At 63.3% G+C, this 14313-nt stretch carries 10 protein-coding genes; 3 read left to right on the top strand and 7 right to left on the bottom strand.

Annotated elements, in window-relative coordinates; translation table 11 throughout:
- Positions 1–44: 44 nt before the first annotated feature.
- The gene (locus tag GR197_RS03630; protein WP_164006663.1) at positions 45–3197 is read right to left on the bottom strand and encodes an efflux RND transporter permease subunit; all 3153 of its coding nucleotides are present in this window, start codon (positions 3195–3197) and stop codon (positions 45–47) included.
- Entirely contained in the window at positions 3197–4297 is a 1101-nt protein-coding gene (locus GR197_RS03625) for an efflux RND transporter periplasmic adaptor subunit (protein WP_204330032.1), read from the bottom strand. The genes GR197_RS03630 and GR197_RS03625 overlap by 1 nt, the downstream gene beginning before the upstream one ends.
- 207 nt (positions 4298–4504) lie before the next feature.
- Between GR197_RS03625 and GR197_RS03620 the strand changes: the two genes are divergently transcribed.
- From GR197_RS03620 to GR197_RS03610, 3 genes are all read left to right on the top strand, one after another.
- Positions 4505–5191: a response regulator gene (locus GR197_RS03620; RefSeq protein ID WP_164006661.1), complete on the top strand. Its 687-nt coding sequence runs from the start codon at positions 4505–4507 to the stop codon at positions 5189–5191.
- A gap of 2 nt (positions 5192–5193) precedes the next feature.
- The gene (locus tag GR197_RS03615; RefSeq protein WP_164006660.1) at positions 5194–6483 is read left to right on the top strand and encodes a HAMP domain-containing sensor histidine kinase; all 1290 of its coding nucleotides are present in this window, start codon (positions 5194–5196) and stop codon (positions 6481–6483) included.
- A 115-nt stretch (positions 6484–6598) separates the two neighbouring features.
- On the top strand, positions 6599–8050 hold the full coding sequence (locus GR197_RS03610) for an efflux transporter outer membrane subunit (RefSeq protein ID WP_164006659.1): 1452 nt from the start codon (positions 6599–6601) through the stop codon (positions 8048–8050).
- 10 nt (positions 8051–8060) lie between these two features.
- On the opposite strand, the gene GR197_RS03605 is transcribed toward GR197_RS03610, so the two are convergent.
- The 5 genes from GR197_RS03605 to GR197_RS03585 are packed head-to-tail and all read right to left on the bottom strand — an operon-like array spanning position 8061 to position 13971.
- The gene (locus tag GR197_RS03605) at positions 8061–8897 is read right to left on the bottom strand and encodes an HpcH/HpaI aldolase/citrate lyase family protein (protein WP_164006658.1); all 837 of its coding nucleotides are present in this window, start codon (positions 8895–8897) and stop codon (positions 8061–8063) included.
- Entirely contained in the window at positions 8894–9346 is a 453-nt protein-coding gene (locus tag GR197_RS03600; RefSeq protein WP_164006657.1) for a MaoC family dehydratase, read from the bottom strand. The genes GR197_RS03605 and GR197_RS03600 overlap by 4 nt, the downstream gene beginning before the upstream one ends.
- Entirely contained in the window at positions 9346–11211 is a 1866-nt protein-coding gene (locus GR197_RS03595; protein WP_164006656.1) for an acetyl/propionyl/methylcrotonyl-CoA carboxylase subunit alpha, read from the bottom strand. Before GR197_RS03595 ends, GR197_RS03600 begins: the two co-directional genes overlap by 1 nt.
- A gap of 7 nt (positions 11212–11218) precedes the next feature.
- Positions 11219–12829: a carboxyl transferase domain-containing protein gene (locus GR197_RS03590; protein ID WP_164006655.1), complete on the bottom strand. Its 1611-nt coding sequence runs from the start codon at positions 12827–12829 to the stop codon at positions 11219–11221.
- A complete protein-coding gene (locus tag GR197_RS03585; protein WP_164006654.1) occupies positions 12826–13971 on the bottom strand; it encodes an isovaleryl-CoA dehydrogenase in 1146 nt (381 codons plus the stop codon). The genes GR197_RS03590 and GR197_RS03585 overlap by 4 nt, the downstream gene beginning before the upstream one ends.
- Positions 13972–14313 lie beyond the last annotated feature (342 nt).

Genomic DNA, 14313 nt, shown 5'->3' with positions numbered 1-14313 from the left:
ACGCAGCCGAAGAGGGTGCCGTCACCGGCCGTTGTCTGGCGGGGTCATCTCTGACCTTGCCCCCGCCTTGACTGCTCGGGTTGGAAATCGACCGCCGCGTGATCGTTGGACGCATGCGGTTTGTTTCCGGCCATGTCCTCGGCCAGGCCGATCCGGCGCAGCAAGCGTTTGAGGATCTGTTCGAGATCATCGACGAAAGTGAAGATGACGGGGATGACGATGAGGCTGAGCAGCGTCGACATCACCACGCCGCCGATCACCACGATCGCCATCGGCTGGCGGAAGCTGGAATCGCCGCCCATCAGGCTGAGCGCGGCCGGCAGCATGCCCGAGGCCATGGCGATGGTGGTCATGACGATCGGCCGTGCGCGCTTGTGGCAGGCATCCACCAAGGCGTCGAATCTCGACATGCCACGCTGGCGCGACATGATCGCATATTCGATGAGCAGGATGGAGTTCTTCGTCACCACGCCCATCAGCATGAGCAGGCCGATGACAACAGGCATGGAGAAGCTCGTTCCAGTCACCACCAGCGGCACCAACGCGCCGCCGAGCGAGAGCGGCAGCGCCATCAGAAGCGTCAGCGGCTGCAGGAAATCGTGAAAGAGCAGGACGAGGACCGCATAGATGCAGAACACGCCGATCGCCATTGCCAGCCCGAAACTCTGGAACAGCTCCGAACTGCGCTGAAGTTCGCCCTGGTTGACCAGGGTGACGCCCGACGGCAGATGCCGGAGTGCCGGCAGCGCCTGCGCCTCGCGATTGACGTCGCCGAGGATGCGGCCGTTGAGTTCGACGGAAAGGGTGACATTGCGCATCCGGTCGATCCGATCGATCTCCGACGGGCTGCCGCCGATCTTCACGTCGGCGATCGATCCGAGATCGACGTTGCCGTTGGTTCCCGCCACCCGCATGTTCTTGATGTCGTCCAGATTGGTACGCGCCTCGGGTGAGAAGCGGACGACGATCGGAATCTGCCGCTGAGGCAGGTTGAGCTTCGGCAGGTCGGCCGAATATTCCCCGTTGGTCGCCACGCGCACGGCCTCGGCGATGGCGCTCGACGTGACCCCGAGTGCTGCGCTGCGCGCAAAGTCGGGCGTGATCTGGATCTCGGGTGCCTGTCTGGCTGCAGTCGATGTCACCGCTCCGATGCCCTGCAGTGAGCGGAGCTGCTCCTCGAGCGCCGTACTGGCGCTGTCGAGGACATTTGCATCGTCGCCAGCCAGCGTGATCTCGAGCTTCGTGCCATTGCCGCCGCCGCCGACCTCCACACGCACGCCGGGGAGGACGGAAAGCGCCTGCCGGATGTCGTTTTCGATTTCCGACTGCTTGCGATTGCGCTCGTCGATGGGCGGCAGCACGGCAACGATCGTCGCCGATCCGACATCGCTCGTGGTGCCGGCGTCGGGACCACCACCCGAGGACATGGAACCGACGGCGGAGAAGACATGGGTCACATCGGGAAGCTTGCCGATGATATCCGCGGCCTTCCTGCTGGTGGCGTCGGTCTGCTCGATGGTGGCGCCCGGCTGCATGGTCAGCGTGATCTGGGTCCGCGCGTCGTCGGACGCGGGCAGGAAGCCGGATTTCAACAGGGGAATGGTCGAAAGCGAGAGCGCGACGACGACGGCGGTGACGGCCACGGTCGTCTTCCTGCGGTTCATGGCGGCCTTCACAATGGCGATATAGGCACGCATGATCCGGCCGTCCTTTTCCTCGGTCGGATGGGCCTTCATGAAATAGGCGGCCATCATCGGCGTCAGCAGACGCGCGACGACCAGCGAGGCAAGCACGGCGACGGCAGCGGTGATGCCGAACTGGCGGAAGATAAGGCCCGGTATGCCGCTCATGAACGCCGTCGGCAGGAAGACCGAGACCAGCGTGAAGGTGGTTGCGATAACGGCAAGTCCGATCTCGTTGGCCGCTTCGAGGGCGGCATCGATCGGCCGCTTGCCCATCTTGAGGTGGCGGGCGATGTTCTCGATCTCGACGATGGCATCGTCGACGAGGATGCCGACCACGAGCGACAGCGCAAGCAGCGTGACGATATTCAGGCTGAAGCCGGCGAAATACATGACAAGGAAGGTCGGTATGACCGACAGGGGCAGCGCCACGGCCGACAGGATCGTCGCCCGCCAGTCCCGGAGGAAAAGCCAGACGACGATGATCGCCAGGATCGCGCCTTCGTACAGCATGTGCATCGAACCATCATAGTTGCCGATGATCGGGCCGATCGTGCTGTAAGCCTCGTCGATCTCAACGTTGGAATGCTTGGCGGCGAACTCCCTAATCGCCTTGTCCACATCGGCGGCAACACCGCTGTCGGAAAATCCGTTCGAGCGCTTGATCTCGACCGCGATCACCGGCTTGCCGTCGAGATAGGCCATCGAGGAGCGCTCGGCGAAGCTGTCGGTGATGGATGCGACGTCATCGAGGCGAACCTGCTGGCCGTTTGCCAGGGGGATTTTGAGCCCCTTCAGCGCCTCGACCGATGGCAGGGCGCCGAGCGTGCGCAAGGTCTGGCGGGTGCCGCCGATTTCGCCAAGGCCGCCCGATATATCCGTCTGCACTGCCTTCAACTGCGACGACACGGTGGCCGCGGTGACCCCGAACGACGCCATCGTCGCGGGATCGAGATCCACATGAACCTCACGGTCGATCCCGCCGATGCGGTTGACTTGCCCGACACCGGACACCGAAAGCAGCGCCTTGGTCAGATCATTGTCGACAAACCAGGAAAGTTCGGTCTCGTTGAGAGCGGTCGAGCCGACGGCATAGGTGACCAGTGCGGAACTCTGTACGGTGACCTTGCTGACGCTAGGCGTCTCCATTTGCGCCGGCAGGTCGCCCTTGACGCTGTCGACGGCATTGCGGACTTCGTTCAGCGCCGTTTCGCTGTCTTTTTCCAGCTTGAAGGACACTTTGATCGAGACGGTGCCGTCGGTGATCGTCGTGGTGATATGGTCGAGATAGCTGAGCGCGGCAAGACTGTCCTCGATGGTGCGGGCCACCTCGGTTTCGAGCTGCGTCGGTGCGGCGCCGTCGAGCGTAGCGGTGACGGTGATTGTCGGAAGGTCCATGTCGGGGAAGTTCTGTATCGGCAGCTGCCTGAAGGCCAAGAGCCCACCGACTGTCAGCATCACAAACAGCAATATCGCCGGTACGGGATTGCGGATCGACCAGGCTGAGAAGTTCATCAGTTTGTCTCCGCAATCTTCACGAGGTCATTATCGGACAGGAAGGCGCCGCCCGAGTTCACCACTTTCGCCGAGCGATCGATCCCGGAGACGATTTCCACTTCGCCATTATTGCGGCGGCCGGTTTCCACCCTGACCTTTTTGACCCGCTGATCCTCACCTGAAGTGAAGAGGTAACTGATGCCGTCCCGGAACACGATCGCCGTCTCGGGAACGGTCAGCGCTGGCGAGGTCTGCACTTCGATATTGCCGGTGACATAGAGACCGGTGCGCGGACGGACGTCGGTCGGAAGCGCCACATAGACGATTGCCCGACTGGTATCGGTGCTGACCGAAGGCCCGACAAGTCTAACCTTGCCGTCAATGGCATGGCCGTCCGGTCCGTCGATCCTGACGCTCAAACCTTCCGAAATGCGCGGGAGGTAGCGTGCCGACACTTCGGCCTGCCATTCGACACGCTGCTGGCGAACCATGCGGAACAGCTCGGTGCCGGCGGAGACGACGGCGCCGAGATTGGCGGAACGCGACGTGATCACGCCGTCGTCGACGGCCGTGATCGTCGTTTGCGCAAGCTTGATCTTTTCGCTGTCGAGCGCCGCTTCTTCAGATGCAAGACTTGCCGTCGCCGTCTGCTCATCGGCCAGATATTCGACGATCTTCTCGTCGGAAAGCGCGCCCGAGGGACGGAGCTGCCGCGCCCGGTCGGCATTCGCCTTGGCCTTTGACAGACTTGCCTTAGCGTTCTCGACGGCGGCCTCCTGCTTGCGGAGATCGGCGAGCACGCTCTCCTGGGAAAGCTGGACGAGCGTCTGTCCCTTCGTGACCACGGAGCCGACGTCGACCAGAACATCGGTTATCCGCAGGCCGCCGGTTTCGGAGGCGATGATCGCTTCCTGCCAAGGCTTCAGCCATCCGCTCGCCGGAACCGTCTCCGGCCAGTCGCGCTGCGCCGGCGTCGTCAGGGAGACGGTAAGAGCGGGTGCTTCCGCCTGTTCGGCCGCGGCATTGCGCAGGGGGAAGAAAAGCGCAACCGCAACGAACGCGGCGGCGAATGGTTTGGATGGTTTTCTCAACGATGCACTCCTTGTGGTCAAAGGCATCGCTGCCTTTGCCGATGCGCGATCAGCTCGATGACGGATTACGGCCCATGCACGGCAATCCGATCGCAGCTCGCGCCGATGTCATGGCAGAATAGGTAACGGGGCGAATGTTAAGTGCGGTCAAGTTGGTGTTAAGTTAGGTAAAACTTGGCCGCGTGAGCGTGTTCGTGCTGTATGGCTTGCCCGGATTAAAGACGGACGAAGTGAATGAACAAGGTTCTCCTCATCGACGACGATGCCGAGCTGACGACGCTTCTGCAGGAATATCTGATCGAAGAAGGGTATGACGTCGCAACGGATACCGACGGTCGCGCCGCCATTGCCGCAGCCGCCGGCAATACGGTCGATATCATCGTGCTCGACATCATGATGCCCCGGATGAACGGGATCGAAGTTTTGCAGAGGATCCGGAAGCTGAGCCAGGTCCCCGTTCTGATGCTGACTGCAAGAGGCGATGACGTCGACAGGATATCGGGTCTCAATCTCGGTGCCGACGATTATGTGCCGAAGCCATGCTCGCCGGGTGAATTGGCGGCAAGGCTGCGCGCCATCCTGCGCCGCGCGGGGCAGCCGGCAGCCGGCGCAGCGACCGACACGATCAGGGCAGGGCAACTGGTGATCCACTCCGGCAGCAGAAGTGCTGAATGGCGCGGCGAGACCTTGGAGCTGACCGGCACCGAATTCAGCCTGCTTGAGGTTCTCGCCCGCAGCGCCGGCCAACTGGTGTCGAAGCAGGATATTTCGAAGCGGGCCTTCGGCAAACCGCTCACGCCGTTCGACCGGCGTATCGACGTCCATATCAGCAGCGTTCGCCAGAAGCTCGGGCTGCGGGAGGACGGACAATCCTGGATCCAGTCCGTCCGCGGCCAGGGCTATCAACTTCTCGTGGACTGACCATGCCCCGGCTTTTCTGGAAATTCTTCAGGATCATCTGGCTGACGCTGGCGGCAAGCCTCGCTGTCATCATCCTGATCGTCAAGCTGCTTCAGGCGGTTCCCTTCGCAGGCGAGCTCGAACAGGAGCGGCGGACGATCGTGCTCAACCTGACCGCAAATATTCTGGTTCAGGATGGCGAAGACGCCGCTGCCCGTTTTGTCAGCACAAGCGAGAAGACGCAGCCGCTCAGCCTCAGCCTTTCGAAGCCTGCGGAAGCCGCTGCCTGCGCTGCGAAGAACACGCTGACCACCCGATCCGTGCTGAAGGATGGCGTCTGCTACCGGCTTTCCGTGTCGGCCCCGGCCAGTTCCATCTTCGACAGTCTTGGCCCGTTCATGCCGTGGATCACCATCCTGATCGCCAGCACGATCGCGGCCGGCGCATTGGCGCGATACCTCATTCGCCCCGTCGTGCATCTGCGCGACGGCCTGAGCGCGCTTGCCCATGGCCGCTTCGATTTTCGCATCGGCGACAAGATGGCTGGCCGAAAGGATGAAGTGACGGCACTCGCCTATGATTTCGATGCGAGCGCCGCCCGGCTTCAGGAACTCCAGGATGCGCAGCAGCGGCTGTTCCACGACGTCTCCCACGAACTGCGTTCGCCCTTGTCCCGCCTGCAGGCGGCCGTCGGCGTTCTCAGGCAAAGCCCGGCCAAACTCGGCACCATGCTCGACCGTATGGACAGGGAGGTCGAACGGCTTGATACGCTGGTGGGCGAGGTTCTGACCCTTGCCAGGCTGACGGCGGGATCCGGCCGGCCGCTGAAGACGCAGACTCTCGACGTCATCGAGCTGCTGAATGAAATCCTCGGCGATGCGGCATTCGAAGCCCAAGCCCGCGAGGTTACGATCACGACGAGTGTCGACGGCATCTTCCGGGCCGAGGTCGAAGGCGAACTGATCTACAGGGCGCTCGAAAACGTCGTCCGCAACGCCGTCAAATATACGGCCGAGCATTCGCGTATATCAGTGTCCTGCGAGGCGACGACCGATCGCCTTACGATCCGCGTTGGAGACCAGGGGCCGGGCGTCGGCCGTGACGAACTCGAACGCATCTTCCAGCCGTTTTCCCGGGGCAAAGACGCCGTGCCGAGAGGCGGATACGGCCTGGGTCTTGCCATCACCCGGCAGGCGATCGAGCGTCATGGCGGGCGCGTGCATGCCTCGCTGCCGGCGGCCGGCGGCCTGGCGATCACCCTGGAGCTTCCGAGGCGGCCGATGCCCTACGGTTCGGCCGGCGATGAAGCCTGATTTAGGCCGCTCGACGGGCGGTGCCGGATTTTACCTAACTTTACAGTTTCTTAACCGCCATTAACGCTGGTCTCGCTAAGCCTGAACTCACGATCCCGGTTCAGAAGGCTCGCCCGTGAGTACGTCGCTTCGCACAAGATTATCATCCCTCCGCTACGCTGCATCCGCACTGACGCTTCTGCTGACCGGTTGCGTCAGCGGCCCGGATCACGTTCCCCCGCAAATGCCGCTTCCCGCCAAATTCGAAGAAGGGGGCAATAAGAGCAACGGCAATGTCGTGACGGAAGAGTGGTGGACGGCCTATCGCGACAAGCGGCTCGACGGCCTGGTGGCGCATGGCCTCAGCGAGAACCTCGACGTGCTGCAGGCGCTCGAAAGCATCAACGCGGCTTCAGCCAATATCACCGTCGCCGCCGCCGGCGGCCTGCCGAGCCTGACTGTCGATGCTTCGCACACATTATCCGGCGAGAAGGGTCGGCTGCGCACCACGGTCGGCACCACGAACACGACGGGCGGGGAGGCCAGCCTCTCCTGGCTGCTCGATTTCTTCGGCCAGTATCGTCGCTCCAGGGAGAGCGCAATTGCCTCGTTGGGGGCCGCCTATGCGACGGCCGACAATGCCAAGCTCACTTTTCTCAAAGATCTCGTCGGGAGCTATATCGACGCCCGCTATTACCAGGAGCGCATCGCCCTTTCGCAGGCGAGTGTGAAATCCCGCCAGCAGACCTACGAGCTCACGCTGCTGCAATTGAAAGCCGGCGCGGCCTCTCGCCTCGATGTCGTTCAGGCCGAAGGCCTGGTGCAGTCGACGAAGGCCGATATTCCCGGGCTGGAAAAGAGCTTCACGGAATCGGCCCATCACATTGCCACGCTGCTCGGAATGCCGGCATCTTCGCTGATGGGTGAGCTTCAGAAGAGTGCCGGGCAACCGGTCTTCCGCGGCGACATGCGCGCCGGCATTCCCGCCGATCTCATCCGCAATCGTCCCGATATTCGCAAGGCCGAACGCGAACTGGCGGCTGCCGTTGCCGATATCGGCGCAGCCGAGGCCCAGCTCTACCCGTCGATCACGCTCTCCGGCTCGATCTCGCCGAGCTGGGTCAAATCCTCGGGCGCCAAAGGCGCAAGTCTGACCAGCTGGTCCTTCGGGCCCTCGCTCAACCTGCCGATCTTCGACGGTGGCACGTTGCGCGCCAATGTCGATATCGAAAAATCCGATGCGAAGACCCAGTATCTCGCCTGGAAGGCGGTGGTGCTGAACGGCGTCGAAGAGGTCGAAAACGCGCTGACGGCGGTTCGTCGCGACACGCAGACGCTGGAGCCGTTGCGCCGGCAGGTGCAGACGGCGCAGGAATCGCTGGCACTTTCGACCACGAGCTACAAGGATGGCGCGTCGTCGCTGCTCGATATTCTGGATGCGCAGCGTTCGGTCTCCGATGCGGAGGCAAGCCTTGCCGCCACCGTTCAGCAGGTCGCCAAGGACTATGTCGACCTCTACGTCGCCATCGGTGCCGGTTACCTCGAGTCGGAGCAGGTCGCCTCCAAGCCAACCGCAAAATCGGGCTGATCGGCGGAGACTATTGTCCGGCGCTCTTCAGAAGGCGGAGCGCGAGCTTGAGATGCGGCAGGTCGAGCATGCGCCCGTCAAGTTGGATGACGCCGGCGTCGGGGCTGGCGGCAAAGGCGGCAGCGACTTTCTCGGCCCAGGCGATTTCAGACGCATCCGGCGTAAAGGCGTGATTGATCGCTTCGATCTGGCTCGGATGGATGGCCATCATGCCGGAAAAGCCGTCTCGCCGAGCGCGGCCGAGATAGGTGCTCAGACCTTTGAGATCGTGAAAATCGGGATAGACGGTTTCGATTGCGGGAACGGCGGCGGCATGGGCTGCAAATAGCGTGAGCGAGCGTGCAAGTTCGTACGGTGGCGTATAGCGGCCATCCGTCCTCCGCGCGGCCGTGGCCCCCATCGCAGCGGGCAGATCCTCGGCACCCCAGGTCAGGCCGCAGAGGCTGGTCGAGACCTCCCGGTAACTGCCGATCTCGAAGATCGCCGACGCCGTTTCCGTCGCGATCGGCAAAATGGGAAAGGCCGACGTAAGCGAGGCTGCGAGTTTGCGCACGGAAGCCGCGCCCTCGGCCTTCGGCAGCACGATCGCGAAAGGGTGAAGGCCGCTCAGAGCGGCAAGGTCGTCCTCGAATTCAGGAGAGGTGAGGGGATTGATGCGGATGAGGAGAGCGGTTTCGCCGGAATGGCTTAGGGCGAATTCGTGCACGCGCGCGCGCGCTATTGGCTTATTCGCAGGCGCAACCGAATCCTCCAGATCGAGAATGACGGCATCGGCACCCGAGGCGAGCGCTTTTTCGAAACGTTCCGGCCGGTCGCCGGGCACGAAGAGCAGCGAGCGCAGCCTCATGACGGTTTCACCTTCAGCATCGCCGTGCGCAGGCACTGACAGACGATTTCATCGCGCTGGTTCAGAGTGATGTGCCGGAAGGTGACGATGCCGGCGTCGGGGCGGGAGTTCGAGCGGCGCAGTTCCGTCACCTCGGTTTCCACCCGCAGCGTATCGCCGATGAAGACCGGTTTCGGCATCGTCACCTTGTCGTAGCCGAGATTGGCGACGAGCGTGCCGAGCGTGGTTTCGCCGACCGAAAGGCCGACGGTGAGCGCAAAGGTGAAGGTGCCGTTGACGACGATCCGGCCGAATTCGGTGCCGGCTGCGTATTCGGCATCGAGATGCAGCGGCTGCGGATTGTGGGAGAGCGTCGAAAACAGCAGATTGTCGGTCTCGGTGACCGTCCGGCGGATTTCGTGAGCGATGCGGTCGCCGACCGTCCATTCGTCGAAATAGCGGCCGGCCATCACTCCTCTCCCTTCATGACGCTGGCGACCAGCTGATTTTCCGAGACGCGGACACCCGGGGAAACCTGCAATTTGCCGACGATGCCGTCGAAGGGCGCCCGCAGCGAATGTTCCATCTTCATGGCTTCGACCGTCAGCAGGCGATCCCCCTTGGCGACTGGGTCGCCTTCTGCGACATCCACCGAGATGACGAGGCCTGGCATGGGCGAAAGGATGGCGCCATCGCCGACGCCATGATTTGTCTCGATTTCGCTCGCGAGCGGCAGGCCGATCGACCAGGCATTGCCACTATCGAAAAGCACCGTCGCTTCGTCGATCTCGATCGCCTTTGCTTCGAGGCCGGGGCGCGCACGCCCCCAATGGAGATGACCGTCGATGCGCACACGCACGCGGCTGTCGCTCGTCGCAGCGATGCGGAAGCCGGAAAGTGCGGACCAGGGATCGCTGCCCATGCTCTTCGAAAGTGCCGCGGCTGCCTTGTCGATGACAGTTTCATCCGGCTCGCTCGCCACAAGGCTTTCGCCGTGGCGGTCGAGGAAGCCGGTATCGATCCGTGCGGCGCGAAAATCCGGGTCGGTGGCGATGCGGGCGAGAAGACCGGCATTCGATCTGACCGGCCAGACCTCGATGCCGGCGCAGGCGGCTGCGAGCTTCCACAGCGCTGCCTCACGGTTCGGCCCATGCGCAATGATCTTGGCAATCATCGGATCGTAGAAGGCGGTGATCTCATCGCCCTCGTCGACGCCGCTATCGACGCGGACGGACGTCGGGAGTTTGAGATGTTCGAGCCGGCCGGTCGAGGGCAGGTAGCCGGCGGCGGGATTTTCGGCATAGACCCGGGCCTCGAAGGCCCAGCCGTTGACGGCGATCTCGTCTTGGCGTTTTGGCAAGGGCTCGCCGCTGGCGACCTTCAGCTGCCAGAGCACCAGATCCTCGCCGGTTATGGCTTCGGTGACCGGGTGTTCCACCTGCAGCCGTGTGTTCATCTCCATGAACCAGATGCGGTCGGGATTGAGGCCGGAGGAGGCATCGGCGATGAATTCGATGGTGCCGGCGCCGACATAATTCACCGCTTTTGCGGCCTTTACCGCCGCATCGCAGATCGCTACCCGCGTGGCGGTATCGAGGCCGGGGGCAGGGGCCTCCTCGATGACCTTCTGATGCCGGCGCTGCAGTGAACAATCGCGCTCGAAGAGATGAACGCAATTGCCTGATTTGTCGGCGAAGATCTGCACCTCGATATGACGCGGATTGGCGATATAACGTTCGATCAAAACGCGGTCGTCGCCGAAGGAGGCAGCTGCCTCACGGCGACAAGAGGCGAGAAGCTCGGCGAAATCCTGCGCGCGGTCGACGCGGCGCATGCCCTTGCCGCCGCCGCCGGCAACCGCCTTGATGAGCACGGGATAACCGATGGCATCGGCTTCGGCCGCAAGCCTTGCATCGCTCTGGTCCGGCCCGAGATAACCGGGGGTGACGGGCACGCCGGCCGCCTGCATCAATTCCTTCGCTGCGTCCTTGAGCCCCATGGCGCGGATCGCCGCCGGCGGCGCGCCGACCCAGACGATACCGGCTTTCTCAACCGCTTCGGCGAATTCGGCATTTTCCGACAGGAAACCGTAACCGGGATGGATGGCGGCAGCGCCGGTTTTTCGGGCGGCCTCCAGGATTCTTGCCTCAGAGAGATAGCTTTCGCGGGCCGGCGGCGGGCCGATGGCGATCGCCTCGTCCGCTTCTCTCACGAAGGGCAGGCCGGCATCGGCCTCGGAATAGACGGCGATGGTGCGGATGCCGAGCATCTTTGCCGTGCGGATGATGCGGCGGGCGATCTCGCCTCTGTTGGCAATGAGAAGACTGTCCATCATCGCCGCCTCACATCCTGAACAGGCCGAAGCGCGGCCCTTTCGGGATCGGGGCATTCAGGCAGGCGGAAAAGGCAAGGCCGAGCACATCGCGGGTCTGGCGCGGGTCGATGATGCCGTCGTCCCAAAGCCGGGCCGTCGCATAATAGGGATTGCCCTCGGCCTCGTAGCCGGCCCGGATCGGCGCCTTGAAGGCCTCTTCCTCGTCGGCCGGCCAGTCCTCGCCGCGCGCCTCCATCGCGTCGCGGCGGATGGTGGCAAGCACGGAGGCTGCCTGTTCGCCGCCCATGACGCTGATGCGGCTGTTCGGCCAGGTGAAGAGGAAACGCGGGCGATAGGCGCGGCCGCACATGCCGTAATTGCCGGCGCCGAAGCTGCCGCCGATAATGACGGTGACTTTCGGCACGGTCGCGGTCGCAACCGCCGTCACCAGCTTTGCCCCATCCTTGGCGATGCCGCCGGCCTCATAGCGGCCGCCGACCATGAAGCCGGAGATATTCTGCAGAAAGAGCAGCGGCACGCGGCGCTGGCAGGCGAGCTCGATGAAATGCGCCCCCTTCAGCGCGCTTTCGGAAAAGAGCACGCCGTTATTGGCGATGACGGCGACCGGCATGCCCCAGATGCGGGCAAAGCCGCATACGAGCGTCGTGCCGTAGAGCGGCTTGAACTCATGCAGTTCCGAGCTGTCGACGATCCGGCCGATCACCTCGCGCACGTCATAGGGCGAGCGGACATCATCCGGAATGAGGCCGATGAGATCCCCGGGATCGAGTTTCGGCGGGCGCGGCGGCGTGACGTCGATATCGACGGATTTGACGCTGTTGAGGCTGGCTGCGATATCGCGCACCAGGAGCAGCGCATGTTCGTCGTTTTCCGCGACATGATCGACGACGCCGGAGCGGCGGCCATGGGTCTCGGCGCCGCCGAGCTCTTCGGCCGAGATGATCTCGCCGGTGGCGGCTTTGACCAGCGGCGGACCGGCGAGGAAGATCGTGCCCTGATTGCGCACGATGACCGTTTCGTCGGACATGGCCGGCACGTAGGCGCCGCCGGCGGTGCAGCTTCCCATCACGCAGGCGATCTGCGGAATGCCTTCGGCCGACATTTGCGCCTGGTTGTAGAAGATTGCACCGAAATGGTCGCGGTCGGGAAAGACCTCGGCCTGATGCGGAAGATTGGCGCCGCCGCTATCGACCAGATAGAGGCAGGGCAGCCGATTCTGCAGCGCGATCTCCTGCGCCCGCAGATGTTTCTTCACCGTCAGCGGGTAATAGGCGCCGCCCTTCACCGTCGCGTCATTGGCGACGATCATCACCTCGCGGCCGGAAACGCGGCCGATGCCTGATATGATGCCGGCGCCCGGCGCCTCGTCGCCATACATGCCGTTGGCGGCCAGCGTGCCGATCTCCAGGAAGGGGCTGCCGGCATCGAGGAGCAGCTGGATGCGGTCGCGCGGCAGGAGTTTACCCTTGCTTGTGTGGCGCTCGCGTGCGGATTGCGATCCGCCCTCCCGCGCTTTCGCCGAACGGGCGTGGAGCTCGTCGATCAGGGCTCTGTTCTTGACGGCATTGGCCTTGAAGCTGTCGCTGTCGCGGTCGATTGCGGTCGAAATCACCGTCATGACGTTATGAGCTCCCGGCCGATCAGGTAGCGGCGGATCTCGTTGGTGCCGGCGCCGATATCGTAGAGCTTGGCATCGCGCAGGAAGCGTTCGACCGGCCATTCCCTGGTATAGCCGGCGCCGCCGAGCGCCTGGATCGCCTCCAGCGAGACCTTCACGGCATTCTCGCTGGCAAAGAGGATCGCGGCGGCCGCATCCGTGCGTGTCGCCCGGCCGGCGTCGCAGGCGCGGGCGACGGAATAGACATAGGCGCGGGCCGAATTCAGCGCCACATACATGTCGGCGATCTTGGCCTGCATCAGCTGGAAATCGCCGATCGGTTTGCCGAACTGCTTGCGATCGCGCACATAGGGCAGCACGACATCCAGGCAGGCCTGCATGATGCCGAGCGGGCCGCCCGCAAGCACGGCGCGTTCGTAATCGAGGCCGGACATCAGGATCTTCACGCCTTCCCCCTCCCGGCCCATCAGCGCCTCGGCCGGCACCTCGCAATCCTCAAACACCAGTTCGGCCGTGTCGCTGCCGCGCATGCCGAGCTTGGAGAGTTTTTTCGAGACGGTAAAACCGGACAGGCCTTTTTCGATGATGAGGGCGGAAATGCCTCTCGGACCAGCCGCCGGATCGGTCTTGGCATAGACGACGAGCACGTCGGCATGCGGCGCATTGGTGATCCAGAACTTGGTGCCGTTCAGGATATAGCGATCACCCTTGCGTTCGGCCCGCAGGCGCATCGAGACTACATCGGAACCGGCGCCGGCCTCCGACATCGCAAGCGAGCCGACATGTTCGCCGGAGATCAGCTTCGGCAGATGGCGGTGTTTCTGTTCCGGCGAGGCCCAGCGGCGGATCTGGTTGACGCAGAGATTGGAATGGGCGCCGTAACTCAAGCCCACCGAGGCCGAGGCGCGGGAGACTTCCTCCATGGCGACAACGTGTTCGAGGTAACCGAGACCGGCGCCGCCGAATTCTTCCTCGACGGTGATTCCATGCAGGCCGAGCGCCCCCATCCGGGGCCAGAGCTGGCGCGGAAACGTGTTGCTTTCGTCGATCTCCGCAGCCAGCGGAGCAATATGATCGGCCGCAAACCGCGCCGTCGTTTCACGGATCGCGTCCGCGGTGTCGCCGAGCGAAAAATCAAACATGGCACTCCTCCCACTGAAATATGTAGCGCGGGTTGCGGAAGGTTCAAAGTGCTCTTTAGGTGTCGCTAACACGGGCGTCTGTTGTGAATGGTTTCTCCTGCCCACCCCCACCCTCCGTCATGCTCGGCCTTGAGCCGAGCATCCACGCCGCATCCACTGGCAGGCGTGGCATGGATCCCAGGCTCGAGGCCTGGGATGACGGAGAGTGTGGTTGGCGTAATTGCCAAACTCGCCGCCGGCGTACAGAGAACACCACAGCGGGGCTCGTTCGGCCGGCAATTACTATGCCCTCCCTCATGCCTGTGACAAGCACAGGCATGAGGGAGTATGTTGGACGGCCAG

It is taken from the genome of Rhizobium phaseoli, from assembly GCF_010668805.1.
Lineage (GTDB): Bacteria > Pseudomonadota > Alphaproteobacteria > Rhizobiales > Rhizobiaceae > Rhizobium > Rhizobium phaseoli_A.
Note: the sequence above shows the minus strand (reverse complement) of the source record. Positions and strands in the feature narration are given on the sequence as shown.